The 20,828-nt window shown below is 68.0% G+C and carries 18 protein-coding genes; 5 read left to right on the top strand and 13 right to left on the bottom strand.

Annotated features, from left to right (window positions below):
• Positions 1-60: 60 nt before the first annotated feature.
• From ACYSUO_RS37015 to ACYSUO_RS37035, 5 genes are all read right to left on the bottom strand, one after another.
• A complete protein-coding gene (locus ACYSUO_RS37015; protein WP_461780591.1) occupies positions 61-1,056 on the bottom strand; it encodes a DUF2637 domain-containing protein in 996 nt (331 codons plus the stop codon).
• Positions 1,053-1,637: a WhiB family transcriptional regulator gene (locus ACYSUO_RS37020; RefSeq protein WP_461780592.1), complete on the bottom strand. Its 585-nt coding sequence runs from the start codon at positions 1,635-1,637 to the stop codon at positions 1,053-1,055. Before ACYSUO_RS37020 ends, ACYSUO_RS37015 begins: the two co-directional genes overlap by 4 nt.
• 99 nt (positions 1,638-1,736) lie before the next feature.
• Entirely contained in the window at positions 1,737-2,447 is a 711-nt protein-coding gene (locus ACYSUO_RS37025; RefSeq protein ID WP_461780593.1) for an ATP-binding protein, read from the bottom strand.
• Complete coding sequence (locus tag ACYSUO_RS37030) at positions 2,447-3,391, bottom strand: hypothetical protein (protein ID WP_461780594.1); 945 nt, start codon at positions 3,389-3,391, stop codon at positions 2,447-2,449. The genes ACYSUO_RS37025 and ACYSUO_RS37030 overlap by 1 nt, the downstream gene beginning before the upstream one ends.
• 2 nt (positions 3,392-3,393) lie before the next feature.
• The gene (locus ACYSUO_RS37035; RefSeq protein ID WP_461780595.1) at positions 3,394-3,753 is read right to left on the bottom strand and encodes a hypothetical protein; all 360 of its coding nucleotides are present in this window, start codon (positions 3,751-3,753) and stop codon (positions 3,394-3,396) included.
• A 536-nt stretch (positions 3,754-4,289) separates the two neighbouring features.
• Here ACYSUO_RS37035 and ACYSUO_RS37040 point away from each other — a divergent pair.
• Positions 4,290-5,174, top strand: coding sequence for a helix-turn-helix domain-containing protein (locus ACYSUO_RS37040; protein ID WP_461780596.1), 885 nt, complete (start codon positions 4,290-4,292; stop codon positions 5,172-5,174).
• Between the two features lie 18 nt (positions 5,175-5,192).
• Here the strand turns inward: ACYSUO_RS37040 and ACYSUO_RS37045 are convergent, their stop codons facing one another.
• The 3 genes from ACYSUO_RS37045 to ACYSUO_RS37055 are packed head-to-tail and all read right to left on the bottom strand — an operon-like array spanning position 5,193 to position 7,985.
• Positions 5,193-6,383 (bottom strand): amidohydrolase family protein, encoded by a 1,191-nt coding sequence (locus ACYSUO_RS37045; protein ID WP_461780597.1) that lies wholly within the window; start codon positions 6,381-6,383, stop codon positions 5,193-5,195.
• A gap of 30 nt (positions 6,384-6,413) precedes the next feature.
• Positions 6,414-7,541, bottom strand: coding sequence for an MAB_1171c family putative transporter (locus tag ACYSUO_RS37050; protein WP_461780598.1), 1,128 nt, complete (start codon positions 7,539-7,541; stop codon positions 6,414-6,416).
• A complete protein-coding gene (locus ACYSUO_RS37055) occupies positions 7,542-7,985 on the bottom strand; it encodes a hypothetical protein (protein WP_461780625.1) in 444 nt (147 codons plus the stop codon). It abuts the gene before it with no gap.
• Positions 7,986-8,423: 438 nt separating this feature from the next.
• On the opposite strand from ACYSUO_RS37055, the gene ACYSUO_RS37060 reads away from it, so the two are divergent.
• Complete coding sequence (locus tag ACYSUO_RS37060; RefSeq protein ID WP_461780599.1) at positions 8,424-9,200, top strand: helix-turn-helix transcriptional regulator; 777 nt, start codon at positions 8,424-8,426, stop codon at positions 9,198-9,200.
• Between the two features lie 59 nt (positions 9,201-9,259).
• On the opposite strand, the gene ACYSUO_RS37065 is transcribed toward ACYSUO_RS37060, so the two are convergent.
• The 5 genes from ACYSUO_RS37065 to ACYSUO_RS37085 all read right to left on the bottom strand — a co-directional run bounded on the left by ACYSUO_RS37065 (position 9,260) and on the right by ACYSUO_RS37085 (position 16,468).
• Positions 9,260-9,889, bottom strand: a complete 630-nt coding sequence (locus ACYSUO_RS37065) for a TetR/AcrR family transcriptional regulator (protein WP_461780600.1) — start codon at positions 9,887-9,889, stop codon at positions 9,260-9,262.
• Positions 9,890-10,138: 249 nt separating this feature from the next.
• On the bottom strand, positions 10,139-11,524 hold the full coding sequence (locus ACYSUO_RS37070) for an alpha/beta hydrolase family protein (RefSeq protein ID WP_461780601.1): 1,386 nt from the start codon (positions 11,522-11,524) through the stop codon (positions 10,139-10,141).
• 531 nt (positions 11,525-12,055) lie between these two features.
• Complete coding sequence (locus ACYSUO_RS37075; RefSeq protein WP_461780602.1) at positions 12,056-13,006, bottom strand: alpha/beta hydrolase; 951 nt, start codon at positions 13,004-13,006, stop codon at positions 12,056-12,058.
• 53 nt (positions 13,007-13,059) lie between these two features.
• A complete protein-coding gene (locus ACYSUO_RS37080; RefSeq protein ID WP_461780603.1) occupies positions 13,060-15,150 on the bottom strand; it encodes a glycoside hydrolase family 3 C-terminal domain-containing protein in 2,091 nt (696 codons plus the stop codon).
• A 217-nt stretch (positions 15,151-15,367) separates the two neighbouring features.
• Positions 15,368-16,468: a serine hydrolase domain-containing protein gene (locus ACYSUO_RS37085; protein WP_461780626.1), complete on the bottom strand. Its 1,101-nt coding sequence runs from the start codon at positions 16,466-16,468 to the stop codon at positions 15,368-15,370.
• Here ACYSUO_RS37085 and ACYSUO_RS37090 point away from each other — a divergent pair.
• The 3 genes from ACYSUO_RS37090 to ACYSUO_RS37100 all read left to right on the top strand — a co-directional run bounded on the left by ACYSUO_RS37090 (position 16,403) and on the right by ACYSUO_RS37100 (position 20,828).
• Positions 16,403-16,558: a hypothetical protein gene (locus ACYSUO_RS37090; RefSeq protein WP_461780627.1), complete on the top strand. Its 156-nt coding sequence runs from the start codon at positions 16,403-16,405 to the stop codon at positions 16,556-16,558. The two genes, ACYSUO_RS37085 and ACYSUO_RS37090, sit on opposite strands and share 66 nt — an antisense overlap.
• Before the next feature lie 153 nt (positions 16,559-16,711).
• On the top strand, positions 16,712-18,076 hold the full coding sequence (locus ACYSUO_RS37095) for an MFS transporter (protein WP_461780604.1): 1,365 nt from the start codon (positions 16,712-16,714) through the stop codon (positions 18,074-18,076).
• 376 nt (positions 18,077-18,452) lie between these two features.
• Entirely contained in the window at positions 18,453-20,828 is a 2,376-nt protein-coding gene (locus ACYSUO_RS37100; RefSeq protein WP_461780605.1) for a family 78 glycoside hydrolase catalytic domain, read from the top strand.

The raw sequence follows: 20,828 nt of genomic DNA on the forward strand, positions 1-20,828 counted from the left end.
GTGTGTCCGGCTTCCGGTGCGATGGCGTGTCCAGAACGCACCGGAAGCAAGGGAGTTCGGTCAGGCGGTCGGAGTGGTGTCCTGTTGTTCGGCCTCTTGGCGTAGGAGCCGCATCAGTTCGGTCAGGCGGTCATTTCCCAGCCCGAGGTCGTGGCTCCGGATGGCGTCCCCGACGACCTTGCGGGTGAGGCGTCCGGCCTTGGTGACCGCGGGGCGGGCGATGGAAAGCAGGTGTTCGTCGGTGACCGCCGTGCCCTTCCGGTCTTGGCGGTCAGGGCGGTTGGTGTGTCCGGCCTCCGGGACGGTCACCGGGTGCGTTTCCGGGGGTGCGGGCGTGTCCGGGCGGGGTCTGGTGGCCGGCTGTCCGGCCAGGTCGGCCGTGCGACCGCCGTGTTCCGGCTCCGGTTCGGTCTGCTTGTCCTGCAGGTGTCCGGACGGCTTGTCCGTCGTCGCAGGCTCCTTGGTGTCCGGCCCGCTGGTGACCGATAGACGACCGGAGTCCGCGGGTGACCGGTCGACAGCAATCGGGGCCGTGGTGGCGGATGTTGTGTCCTCGCGGACAGCAGCCGCCCACCGTGTCCCGACACTCAAGCCGTCCGGGGTCCCGGACACTTCTGCCTCAGCGACTCGGCGAGCGATGAGGATGTAGAGGTGGACGGCTCCGGCCAGGGCGAGCGGGGCCAGGGTGGACAGGACGCCGACGGTGACGTCCCCGAGCCGGAGTCCTGAGCCTTCGGAAGCCTGCTGGTTCAGGCGTACGGCGTGCAGGGCGTTGGCCCAGATGCTGGCGGCCGTTGCGGTGCCGAAGAGGAACCACACGTAGCAGCGGGCGGCGAGCGGGGCTGCGCGGAGGACCAGCAGTGCCCGGACTCCGTAGGCGATGAATCCGTCGATGACGAGGGGGAAGACGAAGGTCAGGATTCCGCGGATGTGGATGGCCGTGGCCATCTGTTGCAGGGCGTCGTACGAGAGGGCGCATCCGGCGGCGCCGAGGGCGACGATCGCGGCGCGGTCCCAGCGCGTGATGCGTGCGTGGATGGAGTCGGTGTCGGTCACGCTGCTGCCCCGAGGTCGTCCTGGCGACGGGCCAGGGGGACCACAGCGGACCGGGGTGCCTGGTCCTCGGCTTCTGCCTGGTCGCCGAGTTGGGTCTCCTCCACCGTCCGGTTTCGGATTTCCCGGCGGGTGCGGCGGTACAGCTTGTCCGCGTGTTCTTCGGTGATCTTGAGGAGCCAGGCGAGGCGCTCGGGTGTGACGCCGGACTGGTAGGCGGCGCGCACGACGGCTCGGCGTTCGCTCTTGGTGAGGTGGATGTCGCGGCCGGCCAGTGTGGCGTTGACGCGTTCGTAGTCGAGGCGGTGCTCCAACTTGCTGTGCAGGGGCTCGCGTTCTTCTTCGGTCATGCCGCCGCGGATGCCTTCACGGTCGCCGTTCTCGAGCGCGGCGTCGAGGCAGGTGCGGCGTACCGGGCATTGGGCGCACAGGGACTTGGCCTGGTAGATGCGGTCCATCTCGTCGGGCTCGGGGAAGAACAGGTCGAGGTCGACCTCGTGGTGGCTCGTCGGTCGGCAGGCGGCGTGTTCGTGCCAGGACTGGTCACCGAGGAGGCGGAGTGTACGGGGCTCGGTGGTGTGCATGGGGGTGTCTCCGTTCGGCCCCGGGCGGATTTGGGCAGGCGTGGGCCCCGGGGGGGGTGGTGCATGTGGGAGGCGAACCGGCAGTGTTCGCGGGTGAATTCAGCGGCCGGCCGCGGCGCTCAGGCGCTCGGCGGCCAGGGCGCGTCTGCGGTCGGGGCCGTCGAGGATGACCTTGTCGGTCATCTCGGTGAGGCGGGACGCGACGCGGTCGCCGATGTGGGCGCGCAGGTCGGCCATGCCGAGGTTGGTGGTGATGAGGGTGGGGAGCATCTCGTTGTAGCGGCGGTTGATCAGCCGCATCGTGATCTCCTCGGTCCATTCGCTGTTCTTGGCGGCGCCGAGGTCGTCGACGAACAGGAGTGGGCAGCGGGCCAGGTCCATGAATTCGCGTTCGCCGTCGTGGCCTGGGCGCGGGCGGATCTCCGCGTAGAGGTCGGCGGCGGTGACGGCCTTCCAGCGGAGCCGGACCCCGGCGATGAGGAGCGAGCGGATCGCGCCGTACGCCTGGTGGGTCTTGCCCGTTCCGGTGGTTCCTGCGATCAGGAGCGAGCGGCCCTGGGCGATACCCGGGGCACCGCCGGGCCCCGGGCGTCCGGTGTGGGCGACTTCCCGTACCCAGGAGGTGACGGCGGGGTGGTCGGCGAGGGCATTGCGATAGCGGGGCGGGATGCGGGAGTCGGCTGCCTGGAGGGCTGGGAGCGGCTCCGGGCGTTCGTCGGGGACAGCGGCCGGGTCGATGCCCTTGGCGGTGAGGATGTTGGTGAGGCGTCGTGCGAGGCCGCCGACGGGCTGGGCGTCATAGTCGCGCATTACAGCTCCTCGGCGTAGGCGGCGGCAGGGTCGGTCGGGTTGGCCCAGGGCCGATGGGCCGGGACGGTAGGCCTGGATTCCGGCCGGGCCAAGCCCGCGTTCGGGGCGTTCATGGCCTCGTGCACCAGGCTCGGCAGGGTGCTGGGGTGCAGGCCCTTGGCGCGGTGGCGGGTGAGTCCGGACCGGATGTGGTCGGGGTGAATGCCTTCGGCGAGGAGCTTGGCTGCTTCGCGGCCGAGGTGTCCGAGCACGTCGCGGGGTGGCCGGTGGGCGCATGCCGCGGCGTACTCGGCGATGAGTTGCCGGGCCGAGGCGGTGGCCGGTGCGGGGACGCTGGCGTCCCCCGTGGGGGAAGTAGTTCCTAGATCCAGGTTCCTAGGTCCTAGATCCGGAGCGTGAGGGCTCATGGAGGGCTCATCGACTGCTCCGTGAGGGTTCACTGAGTCCTCAGCAGTGGGCAGTTGACCTGCATCTTCGCGAAGCGCATAGCAACTCGACGTAGGCAGTGAGCCGTTGGTGCGTGCGTCATGCTTGCTCACTGAGCCCTCCGTGAGCCCTCCTTGCGTCTCGCGTGTGTCGTTCAGATCAGCGGGCGGCGCGTCATGGCTCGGGCAGTCCGGTGTGCGTATGCCGCTGGGGCGGTTGATCTTCTGATGCTTGGACCAGGTGACAACGTGCAGGTACGCCTTGCCGTCATTCCCGGGGTACCGGCAGATCAGGTTCGCGGAGGCCAGCTGGATGAGGTCGTCCTCGACGCCCATGGGGCCGTGGTCCGGGCGAAGCGACCACAGCGCTCCGGCGATGACCGCGGGCTGGTCGCGGATGCGTCCGCGGTCGTCGACCTGGGTGAGGAGGCCGAAGAAGGTGCGCTCGGCGCTCAGGGAGACAGAGGCCAGGGATTCGGAGGCGAAGGCCTCGGGCTTGATGGTGCGGATGCGGGCCATGGTCAGCGACCACCGACCGCAGCGTTCCGTGTTTCGGTGACGCGCAGGAGCCCGCCGGTCCTCAGGTCGAGGTCGTGCTCCTGGCGCCAGTCCACCTCGGGGCAGGCGCGGATGATCCACCGCGCTGCGGTACGTGCTTGGGGCGGGGCCAGCGGGAGGCGTCGACCGGAGTCGTCGTACGCGCTCGCGTGCGGGCTCGGCCAGGTCCTGGCGGGTCCTCGAAGGGTGACGCGGAGCGTGTGAGCGCCGGGGATCATCTCCGCCAGGAGCCGGGACAGACGGAGCCTGCGGGCAGTGGTGGGCACGGCTGTGCGCTCGGGCGCTTCGACCGCGAGTGCCCTTCCTGGGCGGTGCTCGGGCATGCGAGAATTCCTCACTCGTAGGTGGAGTGGGGCGGCCGTTCTCGTCGAAAAGGTCAGCCGACCCGCTCTGGTTAGGAATCCGTCGCCCTGAGGGGCGGCGGCCTCGGCGTCCGGAAGGTGCGAACTTCTGGGCGCCGGTTTCATTTCCCCTGGCCGGGGCGCCGTCGTGGGCGTCTGGGTAACTCCAGCTCAGCTCCTTCGCGTTGGACTGTCTCGACGCTCTCCGCCGAGGGACCAGCAACATATGCGTGGCGCCTTGGAAGCTCCAGCGGATCGCTGTCGCTCATCCACTTCGACGCCGACTCGACGCTTACGCCCCATCCGGGAAGATGCGCCCAGCCCGCAGCCAGCCCTCACCTGCCCTGGAACGGGACGCCACGCTCGGCGCGCAACCCGGCTCGACCTGGGCAGGAGGACAGCGAAGGGTGTAGGTTGAACACCTCGGTTCGCCAAACTGAACCTATCCCGGTTTGGACGCCGAATCAACATACTGAAGTTTCCGCGATTTAGAGAACCAGCTTCGGGAGAGCCTCCAGATGGCCCCTCGCCACTTCGACCGTGACCGGGTGCGCGCCCTGCGCCGCGCCCGGAACATCACCCAGAGCGAGCTGGGCGAAGCGGTCGGCGTGGGCGACTCGACGGTGGCCAGCTGGGAGCTGGGCTCCTCGACACCGGACGGCGAGAAGCTGCCCGTCCTGGCGAAGTTCTTCGGCCTGCCTCTCGACGAACTCTTCCCCCGAAGAGCGGGCGACCTTCCCGACCTCGCCGATCTTCGCTGCGACGCCGGCTACAGCCAGTACCAGAGCAGAGAGCTCATCGGGACGAAGAGCTCCGGACCGGTCGCCAACGCCGAGCGCGGCAAGCGCCGACTGAACGTGAAGTTCCAGGAGCCCCTGGCGAGGGCCTACGGCGTGACCGTGGACGAGCTCCTCGCGGCACAGGAGCGATCCTTCGGCAACGAGGTGCCGGATCCGGCGAGCGCCTCGGTAATGCCTCGGACCGTGGCCGAGAAGATCACGTATCTGCTGGAGCACTCGTATCCCGGAACCCAGGCTCCGCCCTCGGATACGGAGATCGCCCGGGCGGTCAACGAACACGCGGGCGCGCAGGTCATCACGGAAGACGGCGTCCTCGCCCTGAGAACCGGAGACGACGAGGAACTGCCCCCGATCGTCGCTGACGGGCTCGCCGAACTGTTCGGTGTCTCCCCGCTCTACTTCCAGACCGACGACAGGGTCGCCCGGCAGGTCGTCGAAGGCCTCCGCCTTCTGGCCGCTGTACGCACAGGTGCCGTCGGACGGGTCGCCACGCGAGGACTCGGCCCCGAAGGCATGTCGGACGAGCTCCTGGCCTTCCTCAACCAGATGGTCGGGGAGATGGCCGAACGAGAAGTGCCCGGGACCGACGGCCCCGGGCACTGAGTAACTGCATTCTGCCGGTCAGGCGTTGGCGCCAACCTCGTAGTGCCTTCCCGCCGCGATGACAGTCTCGACGGACTTCAGGGCCCCGAGGTCGGCGAGCGGGTTGCCGTCGACGACGAGGAGGTCCGCGCTGTAGCCGCCCGTGAGCTGTCCAGTCTTGTCACCGACTCCCAGCGCGCGGGCGGCTTCCGTGGTGGCCATCGCGAGGATGCGCTCCTTGGGCAGACCTAGGTGCTCGTAGAAGGTGAGGCTGGTGGGCAGCCCGTCGAAGCCCGCTCGCTGCACGCCCGCATCCGTTCCCGCAATCAGCCGTGCACCGGCGTTGGCCATCTGCCGTACGGCGTCGAACATGGCCTCCGCGCGCTCGGCCCCGAAGAACTTGGGCAGCATCGGCCAGTGCGGGCTGACCGCCGGGCACACGTAGATGTCCTTCTCGACGATCTGAGCAAGCACGTCCTCGCGGACGTCGAATCCGTCGGGCGTCATCCAGGTGCAGTGCTCGATGGTGTCGACGCCGACCTCGACCGCGGCGGTGATGCCGTCGACGCCGTGGGCATGCGCAGCGACGGGCAGGCCGGCGGTGTGCGCGGCGTCGACGAGGGACGCCAACTCCTCGTGGGAGAACTGGGATTCCCAGCTCTTGGCGCCGCCCTTGGTGAGCCCTCCCCCGGTCTCCATCACCTTGATGACCTTGGCGCCGGCATCGATGTTGCGCTGCACGAGGGCACGCACTTCGTCGGTTCCGGACACTTCGCCGCCGAGGAACCAGCAGTGGCCTCCGGGCGGTGTGACGGGCGTGGCCGCCGAGACGATACGCGGGCCGACGGCCTGGCCCTCACTGACCGCTTCCGCCAGGCGCAGGGCGAGGCCGTTGCGGTCGCCGAGGTCACGCGCAGTCGTGACGCCGATGCTCAGCAGCTGCTCAGCATGGGTCTTCATGTCGGCGAACAGAGCCTCGTCGTCCTGTTCCTGGAGCGTGGCGACCGGATCAGGTCCGGCATCGAAACAGAGATGGACGTGGGCGTCGATCAGTCCGGGCAGGACGGTCCCGGCAGGGTAGGAGAGCCGGGGCTCGTCGGGCCGGGCATGACGTTCGACCTCTTCGCGCGGACCGACGCAGGCGATGACACCGTCCCGTACGAGAACAGCCCCGTCAGGCATGACCTGTTGGTCGGCTCCAGCCAGAACGTGGGCGGCGGTGATGAGCATGCGGAGGCTCCCTTTCTCAGGTGGGGCGGTTCAGTTGACGGAGCGCAGGGCGTCGGACAAGGCGAGGAGTTCTTGGATGTCGGCCTCACGGCTGCGTTGTCTCGGTATGGCAGTCAGGGGCGGAGCCGACGCGGGCTTGGCCGCTCCGTTCAGGTGGGCGTGAACAGCGTCGCGAAGCCGTTGTGCGGCCAGGTGTTGTGAGTCTGGCGCGAGCAGTTGGTCTCCGCCCTCCCCTGCCGGTGCCAGGTACGGACCGATCTCGACGAGCCCATCCCGGCACTCCACGATGCGACGGTGGTGCCGCCTGTGCACGCCACGAGCGCGCCACCGATCCCGCAGGGAATGCGAGTGAGTGCTGAGCACGGCGTGCGGGGCAGCCTCCGCCATCAACATCCACAGCGGTTCGAGGCGCGCATGTTCGCGTCGATGCCGCAGCCACAGGCGACACAGAGAGATCCTCGCGCGAACTCCCGGGTACGTGATTCCGAAGACGAACAGCAGGGTCGACACCACGAGAAGCAAAGCGACCCCAGCCAGCACCGCGCCAGAGACTTCCCCGCCGCGCCACCTGATTCCGACGATGACGGCCCGAATCGCGCACGCGACCGCCATACCGAACATGCCGGCCCCCGCCGTCCACAGACCGGTCGAGTGCGGCTTCGTCGACAGCCGGGCGTAGCGGCGGGTCCAGAGGGCGGCGGCGGTCAGCGCGTACATCAGGTACAGGCCCGTGACCACGTAGAAGAAGGCGACCTGCCAGATGGTCATGTCTGTGGTGGAGAAGCTGCCGGCCAGTGCCTGATGCGGCACGGTCGCGGCGGCAACGATGACGGCCACTGCCACGACGGCAACGACCAGCCCCTCAACGCGGGCCCGGCGTCGACCGCCGTCCCCGTCTGCGGCCGCGTACAGGTAGAAGCACATCAGGAAGTACACAGTGGCAAGGAGCAGTACGTTCTGCACGACTTTGGCGGCGCCGTGTCCGGCCACCGTGTCGAATCCGGTCGCACCACCGGGCATGGCGACGGGGTAGGACATCGCGGCGCACGTCAGGCACAAGGTGACCGAGCGCAGTGACCGGTTCTGCGGCGCCTTGGCCAGCTGATAAAACTTCCAGCCGACGGCTGCGGCGAGCGCGACCAGGAACAGGACGGCCATCTACAGCCATCCCTGGTGGTCCCCGAGTGCGGCCTGTACGCACCGCACCGACGGATCATCGCTCTGCCGACCGGGCGCGACGCGGTCGAGAATCGTCGCCCACTCCCCCACGATCGTCGCCACGAGCTCGGCCTCCTGCTCCTCCTTGGTGTCGTAAGAGCACCGAAGGAGCGCACGCTGGATCGCGTCCGCCTTGAGCCCGGGCAGAAGCGACTCCCACACGGCGGTCCCGGGCGGTCCTGGATGATTGGCCAGGATGTGCCCGAGTTCATGCAGGACGATGTGGTCCTGATGATGCGGGGTCGTCTCCTGCTGGAACACGATCACATCGGCCGTCGTCATCTCGAGCCAGGCGCCGAGCGGTCCGTCGCTCGGCAGCGGAAACGCCCGCAGCTCGATGGGCCGCCCGCGTCGGCGGGTGAGCGCCGCGCACAGGTCCGGCACGCTCAACGGCGGCTGCACATCGAGTGACCGCAGTAGCCGACGAATCCGACGCTCCAAGTCACGGATCCCGGCACGCCCCTCATCACGCTGCTGACGCAGGCCGGGAAGCATTCGCCCGGTGCTGTTGTCCGAGGCCGCCCCCTCCTTGGGTCGGCTGCGCAGCGAATCGTTTCTGGCTGTTCGCCACAACATGGACACGGCCGGTCAGCTCCCTTACTCACACTGCTATTGCTCCAGCAATGTTGCACAGGGACTTTCGCTACCAGCAGTAGCGCTTCCGACGCCGCCCATTCTGACGGTTCGCGACCAGCTATCGGAATGTCACAGCCTGCATATGCCAACGCATGGAGATAATGGTACATACACGCTTAATTTTCTCGATCGAAAGGCGGGTGCGATCTACGCGTGAGTGATGCAACCCATACGGGGAAGCACGCAGTGTCTCCTGAGCTGGGGGCTCTACTCCGACACTGGAGGAGGCGGCTCGACTACCGCCGCATTCCCGGCATCGATTCCACACGCAGACGACTGAAAGACGGCTTGACCCAAGAGGAAGTGGCAACTCTCATCGGTGTCGCCGGTTCGTGGTACCGCCAGTTGGAGGGTGGCGGTCCTCGCCCAGTGTCCGAACAGGTCGTTCAACGTCTGGCCATGACTCTCAGACTCGAAGAGGACGAGCGAGTCGTCCTCTATCAGCTGGCCCTGGGCCACGCCCCTCCACCGTCGAACGCCGACCTTGGCGAGCAGACCGATGTGCATCTACAGGTCGTCCTGGACTCGCTGCTCCCCCACCCTGCCTACGTGTCGAACCTCTGGTGGGACATCGTCGCCCACAACCAGCCCCAGGAGGACTGGTTCCCGTGGTTGCCCTACGAGCGCAACCTGATGCGCTTCGCCTTCCTCTACCCGGAGGCACGCGACCAGCTCGTGAACTGGCGGGAAGATTGGGCCATTCCCTTCCTGGCGCAGATCCGGTTCGCCATCGCCACCCATCCCGACACCCCAGAACTCCTCGGTCTCCGAGACGAGATCCTGGAAGGAAATGACGAAGCACGCGACCTCTGGGCGACGCACCAGGCGCAGGCCCACCCGGACGGGGATGAACGCCGGTTCTCCTTGCCGCACCACGGCGGCGAGGAGATTCGAGTTCGCATCATGGCCTTCGCCCCGATGAGCAAACAGGACCAACGCCTTGTCATCCTGTTGCGTTTATAGGAACGGGATCGCAGACTGGCTTCTGAGCTCTCCCCTGAGTGCGGGCTCTCATTAACTGTTCACGCGTTACGCAAAGCGTCGAAGTCCAGGTTATGGAAAGCATTTTCGACGAAGCGGGCCGCGAGCCGCTCGGCAGCCTTCAGGTCTTCGTCACGGTCGATGGTGTGCTCACAGACTTGTAGGGCGACGCCGACACAAGCCGCGGCGAGAGCTGAAGCACTGGACCCAAGGTCGGGTCCGAACACTTCTTGGCGGTGAGTGATCAGAGCGGTGAGTTGCTCGGTTACGCCGTTCACGACCTCCCGCCTGAGAGTCGCCGGCCGGTCGCCGGTCTTCTCGCCCCGGAACAGCAGGTTGAAGCCCTCAGCTCGTTCGGTCGCGAACCGGAAGAGCGGCTCCATGCCAACCTCCGCCAGCTCCCCGAGCGGCAGACCACTCCCCCGCTCGTAGGCGTCGACCACCCATTCCCGGAAGACCTCGGCCTCACGTCGCACGACGTGCAGGTAGATCTGCTCCTTGTTGCCGAGCCGCGCATAGAGAGTGGGCTTGGTCGTCCCGGCGCGCCTGGCAATGTCCGCGACCTGCGCGGCGGTGTACCCCTCGGCGTGGAAGACGGCACGTGCCGCGTCGAGGAGTTGGCCTTCCTCGAAGCGGCGGCCGCTCAAGCTGGTGGTTGCACGTGTGGACACCGTTCAAGTCTACGGAGCACCTGTACTTCACTTCGACCACCAGCTTGGCTCGCTCTCCTCCGCCCTCCATGAACGGACCTCGCTCGGCCTGCTCACCGTGCCTGCCCACGCGGGGACCGCCGACTGCCGTCACGGCCCGGTAGGTAGCCCTTACAGGCCAAGCGGGTGCCCTCGGGCACCAACACCCGCGCAGCCGGCCGGGTCTCTCGAACTACACCGATCTCCTCGTAGGCGAGCCAAGCGTCACCGTCAGCCCTGCGTGTCTCCCTCGGGACAAGCGGGGAAGAGTTTCCGCGAGTCGCTAGTGGGCGTTGCGGGGGCGTTCGGGTCGGTGAAGCGGCAGCCGAATGTCAGGGCAGCGACCTGCTTCCGGTCGAGGATGTCGTCGCCGGCGGGGCGGGCCGTCTCCTCCCCCTGGGCCTCGCGGCGTTCCACCCAGCTGGTGAGGTCCTTCCACGCCTTGCCAAGTTCGACGTCGGAGAAGTCGCAGTGCATGGCGGACCGGATCTCGCGGTTCACGAGCAGGTCGGACTGGCCATTGTCGGCCACCTGCTTGGTGTAGGTCTGCTGCATGGACAGCGGCACGAGCATGTCGTCCATGGTGTGCATGCTCATCACGGGAACGCCCGGCTTGCCCAGAACGCGGGGCATGTCATTGAGCTCCATGCTGTTGCGCTCGTCCCAGTCGTCCGGGGCCACGCGCTCGATCGTCGGATTGATATCCACCGGTGTGGTCGGCTCGTAGCGCGTGGTGAGGTTCTGCGCCTGATGGCCGGCAATCGTGGGCAGCCCGCCCACCAGCATGGCATCCGCGTAGAGACCAAAGGCCGCATCTGCTGCCGGTCGAGGGCCGCCGGTCAGTTCGGTGAGCATCTGCTGGTACTGGCGTCCGGCCACAGTCGTGGGGTTCTCACCCGGCTTCAGGTCGGTAATCCCGAGCCGCTTCTTGATCAGCGGCAGCGCGTCCGTCTGGTAGTCGGCCCCCGCCGGATAGGCGTCGACGCCGGACAGGGCCTGGGCCGCGAGGTTTCCATCGAGGAAGTAGTCGTAGAGTCTGCGAGCGCCGACCTGGCCGCACAGGGACAACGCACCGTCGTAGTACTTCGGGTGCTCCTCGAGCGAACGGGCGACCACGTGACCGCCCATGGAACCGCCGGTCATGTAGGTGCGGCTGGGCCGGTGGCCGAGCAGTTCAGTGGCTGCGTACTCGGCGAGATCGTGAGAGCTCGTGACCGCGGGACCCACGTTGTAGCCGGTGGTGGGGAAGCTCGAAGCGACCCAGGCGTAGCCCTCATCGACGAACTGCTTGCGCAGCCCGCCGACCGGTGGTTCCGCCTTGAGCTCGGTCCCGTCGCCCTGATCGCCATGGGCCCAGACGACAAGCTCTCCATTCCACTTCGGCGGGACCTCCAGATAGTAGGCAGCGTGGCGGTACATCCCCTGGACGACCTGGGTGGGCTTGCCATCGACCATGAGCGGGGGCAGCTGCGGAGTGCCGTCGGTGTAGCCGGGCAGTGGCTCGTTCCCGCCGGGATCATCGGCGCTTACGGGCCCGGCGGGTGACAACAGCAGAGCAGCGGCTGCGCACACTGCGAGCAGGGATGAGCTCCGTGTCGATTTCATGTCGACCTCCATCGGGCTGGTGTAGTCCCGGCTCGGCGCACCGAGTCGGAGTGAGGTGGGGGCAGCGGCTCATTTCGCCTACCGGCACGAGCAGAGTGTGGCGCCCAACAAGACACGACCGAACCGCTGTTGCTGTTGCTCTTGCTGTTGGTGGCGCTGTCACACGTCGGTCGGGGGTCCGGAGCGACGGCTCCCGGCGGTTGGTGGTCCACAGACCGACGTGGTGAGAGGCCGGGAGTGCTATCGCCGCGAGCATGACAAAGGTTTCTCCATCACACACCAATCTCCATTGGCCGCCGTCAATCCCGGCTCCGCGTGCCGACTCAGGTCGGCACACAAAGTCCGGTGGCGGGGTGGACTCCCCCCACTCAACGCCCCTGCCACCGATCCAACTACTCGACAGCACGGACGAAAACGGGCGCCCCTTCCCCATGCTCGTGTTGCGGGGCAGGGGGAAAGCAGGCAGGCGTTCCGCGGAAACCCGCACTCCCACCTTGAGCCAAGCTAGGCCTTAGCTTTACTTCAGGTCAAGGTGTCGGTCCGTCAGCGTCCAAGCAGCCGGGTAGCCATCCGGTCGAGCGTGGCATGCGCGGCATCGAGGCCCACGAGGTTGAGGTGCCCGTGAATCACCCCTGCCGAGAGCGCTTGTTCGACGTCGACCCCGGCAGCGTGGAGCTGCTCGGCGAACTGTTCACCGCTGCTGCGCAGCGGGTCGAACTCGTCGTTGTCGATGTAGGTGGGCGGGAAGCCGCTCAGGTCCTGCGCAAGGCCCGGGAAGGCGTACGGAGGCGCCGCCTCGATCGGTACGTTGCCCAGGTAGGGGCCGAACACCTGGTCAAGGTTCTTGGTGAGCAGACCGAAGGCCGCCGGGAGTTCGGCCAGGGCGGCTGCCAGTTCGCGCGAGGGCCCGGGCAACGGGGCGTGCACCAAGGGGTAGATCAGCAGCGCCTGCCAGGGGGGTTCGCCCTCGTCGCGCAGGCGCAAAGCGGCTCCGGCCGCGAGGTTGCCGCCGGCGCTGGCTCCGCCGACGGCGATGCGGGCCGAGTCGACGCCCAGGGCGGTGGCATGGTCGTGCACCCAGCGGTAGGCGGCAACCACGTCGTCGTGCGGGGCAGGGAAGCGCACGTCCTCGTTGCACAGGCGGTAGTCGACGGAGACCACGACGGCGTCGGCCCGGCCTGCGATCCCCCGGGCCGTCTCGTGTGCCTCGGGCATGTCGAGATCACCGGCGACCCAGGCACCGCCGTGCAGCCAGACAAGGCAGGGGCGCGGCGACTGCGCAGGGCTGGCCGGGCGGTAGACGCGCACCGGGATCGGCGCCTGCGGGCCCGGCACCTTCCGGTCGTCGATCGCCAACTCCCAGTCTTCGTACGGGCCGTATGGCTCGGCGAGCGGCTCGAAGTCGCGGGCGGTGAGGTCTTCTATCGGTCCATCCGCCAACCGGCCCGCTCGCTCTGCGAGTTGGGGGTGCAAGGTGTGCTGCGGCGTGGTCATTGATGGCTCCTCCGACAGGGGCGGGTCGTGCTGTGGCCGACGTGGGAAGGAAGTCACTGCGTGGCGCTCGTAACGTCGGCTGTCTCCGCGCGTACCGAGGCGGCCAGTGCGTGGACGGCCTCCTCGTCGAGGCCGAGCATCGGGCCGACGAACCGGTCGAGCGGAATCTGCCCGGCCATCTTCAGCGCCATGGGCGCGATTCCGTCGAGCTGGACGGCGCCTGGGCGGGCGGCGAGGCGCTCGCGCAGCAGCTTGCCGCCGACGGGGTGGTCGAGCCATTCACCGAGCAAAGACTGGGATGTCAGCTCGTTGGTGATGCCATCGCCCGGGGTGTGCAGCTCGGCGCTCAGCCGGATGTCCCGTGAGGAGGCGCCGAGCTCGACAGTGAATACGCCGGGGTCGACACGCCAGCCGCCGCGGCGGGTCGAGTACCAGGCCAGGTCACGGCCAGTGAGGTGAAACTCCGCCCGACCCGATTGCCCCGGCTGCAGCGCCAGTTTGGTGAAGCCGCGCAGTTCGTGTCGCGGGCGAGTGGGGTGCGCCTCGTCGAAGGCGACGTAGAGCTGGACGATCTCCGCGCCCGCGTGACTACCGGTGTTGGTGATCATGGCTCGGACCGTCCACGCGTTGTCGCCGGTCTGCTCGACGTGCAGGTCGCTGTAGGCGAAGGTGGTGTAGCTCAGGCCGTGGCCGAAGGGGTAGGCGACCGGCAGATCCATGGTGTCGTAGTGGCGGTAGCCGACGTAACGGCCCTCGCCGTACACGCTGTGTCCGTCCTGGCCGGGGAAATGCGGGTAGGAGGGGACGTCCTGGAGGCGGAGCGGAATGGTTTCCGTGAGTTTGCCCGAAGGGCTGACCGCGCCGAAAACGAGGTCGGCCACGGCCGTTCCGCCAGCCTGGCCGCCTAGCCATGTTTCCAGCACGGCCGGTACGTCGTCATGCCACTCGCTCACCGAGACCGTGGCACCGTTCGCCAGAATCACTGCGACCTGCGGGCACTCCTTGGATACCGCACCGACCAGCTCACGCTGAACTGAGGGAAGTTGAATGTCGGTACGATCCTCTCCCTCGGTCTCCGAGTCGTCCGGCAACCCGAGGAAGAGCAGCACCACGTCCGCCTCGGCCGCGCACGCCACCGCCTCCTCGGTGAGCGCGACATCGGTGGTGCCGTCCACTGGGAAGCCAGGGGCGAAGGTCAGCTCAAGGCTCGGCCCGGCCGCTGCGCGCAAGGCATCCCAGGCGTTGTCGAGGCGCGAGGGGTTCACGCGGGAACTGCCGTGTCCCTGATAGCGAGGCGTGCGGGCGAACTCTCCGATGACCGCCACTTTCAAACGCGCCGCCGGGTCCAGCGGCAGCAGGCTGTCCTCGTTCTTCAGCAGTACCGCACCCGCGCCCGCCGCCTCACGGGCCAGCTCGTGATGGGCACTCTCGTCCCAGTCGTCGAAGCGCTGGGCCCGGTCCATCCGCTCCTGGAGGTCAAGGAAGCGGCGGGCAGCCGTTGCGACGACCTCCGGGTCGAGGCGCCCCTCCTCGACCGCCGAGACGATCCGGTGATCCGTACCGTTGGGAGGCATCTGCAGGTCACAGCCCGCAGCAAGCGCGGCGACCCGGTCGGTGACGGCGCCCCAGTCGGACATCACCAGTCCGTCGAAGCCCCACTCTTCACGCAACACCTTCGTGAGCAGCCACGGATTCTCGCTCGCGTACACCCCGTTGACCCGGTTGTAGGCGCTCATCACCGTGTACGGCTTCGCCTCCCGCACGATGTGCTCGAAGGCCGGCAGATACAGCTCCCGCAGGGTGCGCTCGTCAATGTCCGCACTGACCCGCATCCGGTCCGTCTCCTGGTTGTTCACGGCGAAGTGCTTCACACACGCGCCGATGCCCCGCGACTGGATCCCATTGATCAGAGCCGCCCCCAAGACGCCGCTGATGTGCGGGTCTTCGGAGAAGTATTCGAAGTTGCGCCCACACAGCGGACTGCGCTTGATGTTCACACCAGGACCGAGCACCACGTCGACACCCAGCGCGGACGCTTCCCGGGCCAGCGCGGCCCCGACCCGGTGCAACAGGGCAGGGTCCCAGCTCGACCCCATGGTGACGGCGGGCGGATAGCAAGTGGCGGGCAAGGCCTCGGCGAACACGTTCCCATCGTCCGGCTTGCTGTGCCGCACCCCGTGCGGACCGTCAGAGACGTGCAGGGTTCGCACGACGTCACGGACGGCGGTGGTCGACCAAGGGCCGGCGCCCGAGGTGAGGGACGCCTGCTCGAGGAGGCTGAGCCGGCTGGGCTGTACGGGTGACATGTGCTTCCTCAGTAATAGATGGTGCTCTGTGGCCGCTGCTCGACAAGGACCGTCTTCACGCCAACTCGGGGACGAGCGACTCGATCGCGGTGTGCCGCTGGTGGTCGCGCACCATGTCCCGGTCCATTCCGCTGGTCAGCAGGCAGAAGGAGAGGCCGGTCTCGGGGTCCGCCCACGTGGATTGGCCGCCGGCTCCGGTGTGGCCGAAGGCACGTGGTGAGGTATTGCCGCCGTACGGACGCATCCGCAAGGGGGCGTCGTACATGGGGAGTTCCAACGACCCGGCGTCGTGCGAGCCTGCGATGACCAGGCCGATACTGCGGTTGGCGGGGGCGTCCGAGCGCAGTGGGTCGGCTGGAAAGGTGTTACGGATCCGGCCCGTGGCGTCCGCCAGCACGTCCGGCCGCCACAGGCCGGACGTGTTGTGAAGCAGCTCTTGATAGAAGAGGGCAACGCTCGCCGCGTCGGAGAAGGCGTTCGCACCGGGCACACCGAGCGAGACCAGGTCCGGTTCATTGGCGACAGCCAGCACCACGGCGTCGCTCGCTTCCAGAACTGCGGCGTCGACCGCACGGCCCATGATCACTTCCAGTGCCTCCAGCGGGTACGCGCCGGTCGCAACCACGCGCTGAAGATCACCCTGCTGCTCCTTGGGCACGCCCAGTTCGAGGCTGTCGAGCCCGAGCGGGTCGAGAACCCGGGCACGCAGCGCCTCACGATAGTCCTGTCCGGTCAGCCGTTGGATCAGCTCGGCCAGCACCCAGTGTGCGGAGAAGCCGTGGTACTCATAGCGCGCACCGGGCTCCCACTCCAGCTGCCACTGCGCCATGGCAGCCGTCCGGGCCTCCCGATCCGGCAGCGACTCACGGTCGATGACTCCGTTCGTCAAGCCGCAGGTGTGCAGCAGCACATGTTCCAGGGTGACGGTGTCCTTGCCGTGTGCGGCGAACTCGGGCCACACCTCGGCCACTTTGGTGTCAAGGGTGATGAGCTCCTCGCCCAGTAGCTGCCACATCACGGATGCCACGATCGGCTTGGTGGTGGAGAAGAGGCAGAATCGGTCACTGTCCCTCGCCTCACCGAAAGATTCGTGGGCAAGGATCTCGCCGTGTCGAGCGACGGCAAACTGCGCGGCCGGCCAGATCCCGTCGTCCACGGCCTTCTGAATGTGGGCGTGAAGGGAGGCCAGGTGGGTGCTGCTGTCGGATATCAATGGATCGCCTCTCCTCGGCAGTTCGAGGTGTGACACGGGACTCCGGCCCGGGCCGGACGGGCACCTCGGGGGTCGCGGATTTCCGTCAACCGAAAATCTATGCGCAGACAGAATTAGTTGCTACGGTCCCGACCGTCAATATCTAGCACCGGCTAGATTTCCCTCGCCGATCACAGGAGATCTGCGATGCCCCAGCCCGAGCCGCAACCAGACCTGGCCACCTCCACGCACGAGTCCCATGCCTTGGACTCCGCCGGGGGACGCTCCGCTGCCGCGGTTTCCACCGAGGCCGACGGGCCAGCCGACCAAGTGTCAGTGGAAAAGGTGTCCAAGCGGGCCGTCACCGCCATCCTGATCATGAGGTTCGGCAACACCGTGGCGGCCATGCTGCCCGCGCTGGTGGCCTTGCCGTTGATCATGGAGCGCATCGCGCCGGACAACAAGGAGACGGCACTGGGCGTCGCCACGGGCATCACGGCGTTCGGCGGTATGATCCTCGCCCCCCTCTGTGGTGCGCTGAGCGACCGCACCACCTCGCGCTACGGCATGCGTAGGCCGGGCCTGGCTATCGGCGCCGCGCTGGCCGTCGTGGGCCTCACGTGGCTCGGCCTCGCCGGGAGCCTGCCTGCCGTCTTCGGCGCGTTGGTGGTCCTCGCCATCGGGCAGGCACTCGCCAACGCGTCCCATTCGGCCATGACTCCGGACAGCATTCCCGAGCATGCCCGAGGACGCGTCGTCGGGTTCGAGTCGATGCTCGGTCTGCTCGCCGCGCTCATCGCCGGCATCGTGGGGCCGCAGTTCATCGACAATCAGTTCCTGATGGCCGCCGGCGGTGTGCCGCTGCTCATCGTCACCTTCGTCATCGGCGTGTGGATCTACCGGGACCGCACACTGAGCCCGACGGAGGTCCCGCAACAACCTCTTGTCCGCACCGTGGCACGGGCATACATCTTCAACCCCAAGAGCGCGCCGGACTTCTCCTGGGTGTGGCTCAGCCGCTTCCTCATCACCTTCGGCATCGCGTTCACAGGGTCCTTTGCCATCTACTACCTCACGGACCACCTCGGGGTGGGCAAGAAGGAACTGCCCTCGCTGATCTCGGCCAACAGCGTGCTCAGCATGCTGGGCGCGCTGGTCGGCACCATCGTTGGCTCTTTCGTCACGGACAAGGTGCGCAGCCGCAAGCCTCTGGTCCTGATCTCCGCACTGCTACTGGCCACCGGAAGCGCCGTCGTTGCCTTCGCCCCCTCGGTCCCGCTCTTCTTCGTCGGCAGTGCGCTGATCGCACTCGCTACCGGGTTCTTCATTCCCACCGACGGGGTGCTGGTCATCAGCGTGCTGCCCGGCGGCGACAAGGACAACGCCAAGTTCATGTCCCTGTTCGTGATCGCCGACCAACTCCCCCGCTCAATAGGGCCAATGCTGGCGCCCGCGATCCTCGCACTCGGCGGAATGACGGCTCTGGGCGGATATCCGGTTCTCTACCTCGCCGGAGGCGCTGTCGCGATCATCGGCGGCGTGGTTGTGCGCCGCGTGCGCGGCCTCGTCTGACCATCCTTCACACCTGGAGGACACGACCAGCGGGCAGGTGACGCACCCCCACGCCTCCCTTTCACAGCAAGGAGCGACAAGTATGACGCAGTTCGACCCCCGGCCCACAAGGCTGTCCGCCGGCGAGCAGCCCGGCTCGGGAGTCCTCGCGACTCGCACTCCCCCGCTCAGGTGGCTACCACCAGCAGGTCCGGGCGCCCGCACGGGGTACGAGATCGAGGCCCGCTGGAACGGTGGTGCGCCGCAACACCACCGCACTCAGGGCCCCGCACCACGGGCCGTCTGGCCGTGGCCCCCGATCCCGAGCCGTACGCGCGTCGACCTCCGCGTGCGGGTGGCGGGAGGGGACTCGTCCTCCTGGTCGGACACGCTGACCGTGCGCTCCGCGCTCTGGCACGAGACGGATTGGACAGGCCGCTGGATCTCGCCGCCGGACCACGACACCGATGCCGTCGACCGCGCCGCCTGGGAGCTGTGCACGTCGTTCGAACTCGCCGAACTCCCTTCGCACGCACGGCTGTACGCGACATCACTGGGCATCTACGAGGTTACGTTGAACGGGTCCCGGGTCGGCGACATCGAGCTGGCCCCCGGCTTCACCAGCTACCAAACAACGCTCCATGCCCAGGCGTACGACGTGACCTCTCTACTGCGCCCGGGCCCCAACACCCTCGCCTTCACCGTCTCGGACGGCTGGTTCCGCGGCCGCAACGGCGGCCAGCAGATGCGGGACGTCTGGGGCAAAATCCTCGCCGTACGGGCCGAGTTGGAGACGCAGGACGACTCCGGCACGGTCACGACGGCCGCTGCAACCGGCCCCGATTGGACCACTCGCCCCTCGCCGATCACACGGGCCGACCTGATGCACGGGCAGGCAATCGACCTGCGGATCCGGCCCGCGGACGAGCCCGATGAACCGGTCCGGGTGGACACCGTCACAGCACCGACCCCGAGCTGGTCCCCCGCGCCGCCGGTGCGCCGCGTAGCGCAGTGGCGCCCCCGCTCGGTCACCCCGCTACACCAAGGTGTGTCGATCGTGGATGCAGGACAGAACATCTCCGGATGGCTGCGCCTGCGCAACCTCGGCGCCAACGGAGCGCACACCCGCCTCGAATTCGGCGAACACCTCACCGTGGACGGCGACTTGACCACCGCCCACCTCGACCTGGCCAAGCCCGACGGCACACCCCTGCCCTGCCGCCAGATCGACGAAGTGACCGCCGCGGGCAACGCGGGCGAGGAGTTCGAGCCCCGCCACACCGTCCACGGCTTCCGCTACGTGCGTGTCACCCACCCGGGCCGCGCCCTGGACCGCAACGACATCACCGTCGTGGCGGTCCACACCGACCTGGAGCAACGCGGCTGGTTCAGCTGCAGTGACCCCGAACTCGAACGGCTCCACCGGGCGGCCGACTGGAGCTTCCGAGGCAACATCGTCGACATCCCCACCGACTGCCCCACCCGCGAACGCTCCGGCTGGACCGGGGACTTCGGCCTCTACGCGCCTGTCGCCGCGCGCCTCTACGGCATCGCCGGCATCGGCCACAAATGGCTGCGGTCCGTCCGAGACGACCAACTCGACAGCGGGCTGCCCGCCATGTTCTCCCCCGACTCCGAGCGGATGCGGGAACACCCGGACCACAGCGGGCTGGTCGGCGGCGGTTCCGCGGGCTGGGGCGACGCCCTGATCGACGTGCCGTGGACGCTGTACACCGAGTACGGCGAGACCCAGATCCTGGCGGAGAGCTGGGAAAGCATGCGGGCCTGGATCGAATACGCCCTGCGCTGTGCCCGCGAGATACGCCACCCCTCCCGCACCGCCGCGCCCGCGCCACACGAACAGTACGTCTGGGACGGCCCATTCCACTTCGGCGAGTGGTGTGAGCCGCGCCGCGCCGACGACCCACCGCTGTCCGTCGCGAACCTGTTCGCCACCGACCAGGGCGAGGTCGCCACCGCCTACCTGTTCCGCTCGCTGACCCGGTTCAGCGCCATGGCCACCGTCCTCCAACGCCCCCAAGAGGCCGCCCACTACGGCACCTTGGCCGAACGCGTACGCGACGCCTGGCGCACCGAGTTCCTGCGCCCCGACGGACACACCGCCGCCGACACCCAGGCCGCGTACGTGCGCGCGCTCGCCTTCGGTCTCCTCCCCGGCGGCTTGCGCGACGCCGCCACTGACCGCCTTGTCGCCCTCATCCATGAAAACGACGACCGGATCGGCACCGGCTTCCTCACCACCGGCCTCCTGCTGCCGACCCTCGCCGAGGCGGGCCACACCGATCTGGCGTACGCCCTCCTCCTGCGCCGCGGCATCCCCTCCTGGCTGGGCATGCTCGACCGCGGCGCGACGACCATGTGGGAGGAATGGGAAGGCGTCGATGAGAACGGCAACGCCCACGCCTCACTCAACCACTACAGCAAGGGCGCGGTGATCCAGTTCCTGCATGCCTACGTGGCGGGGCTGCGGCAACACTCGTCGTCGGTGGGCTGGGAGCACTTCGTCGTCCGCCCGTACCCGGGCGGCGGACTCACAGCGGCCCGCTTTTGCCATCTCACCCCGCGCGGCCCGATCGACGTCAACTGGGCCCTCGACGGCACCCACTTCACGCTCGACGTCGACGTTCCCCCGACCTCGACCGCTGAGGTCGTCCTGCCCGATGGCGACGTTCAACACCGGGGAGCAGGCCACCACCAATTCACCTGTACGACCACGGCCGTGTGCTCCGACCATGCCGCGACCACCCGCTAG

Source organism: Streptomyces sp. UC4497 (assembly GCF_054871485.1).

Coding starts and splice junctions, on each gene's coding strand:
- ACYSUO_RS37020 (WP_461780592.1), bottom strand. CDS start 1,637: ATGCACACCACCGAGCCCCGTACACTCCGCCTCCTCGGTGACCAGTCC.
- ACYSUO_RS37025 (WP_461780593.1), bottom strand. CDS start 2,447: ATGCGCGACTATGACGCCCAGCCCGTCGGCGGCCTCGCACGACGCCTC.
- ACYSUO_RS37030 (WP_461780594.1), bottom strand. CDS start 3,391: ATGGCCCGCATCCGCACCATCAAGCCCGAGGCCTTCGCCTCCGAATCC.
- ACYSUO_RS37035 (WP_461780595.1), bottom strand. CDS start 3,753: ATGCCCGAGCACCGCCCAGGAAGGGCACTCGCGGTCGAAGCGCCCGAG.
- ACYSUO_RS37040 (WP_461780596.1), top strand. CDS start 4,290: ATGGCCCCTCGCCACTTCGACCGTGACCGGGTGCGCGCCCTGCGCCGC.
- ACYSUO_RS37045 (WP_461780597.1), bottom strand. CDS start 6,383: ATGCTCATCACCGCCGCCCACGTTCTGGCTGGAGCCGACCAACAGGTC.
- ACYSUO_RS37050 (WP_461780598.1), bottom strand. CDS start 7,541: ATGGCCGTCCTGTTCCTGGTCGCGCTCGCCGCAGCCGTCGGCTGGAAG.
- ACYSUO_RS37070 (WP_461780601.1), bottom strand. CDS start 11,524: ATGGAGGTCGACATGAAATCGACACGGAGCTCATCCCTGCTCGCAGTG.
- ACYSUO_RS37075 (WP_461780602.1), bottom strand. CDS start 13,006: ATGACCACGCCGCAGCACACCTTGCACCCCCAACTCGCAGAGCGAGCG.
- ACYSUO_RS37095 (WP_461780604.1), top strand. CDS start 16,712: ATGCCCCAGCCCGAGCCGCAACCAGACCTGGCCACCTCCACGCACGAG.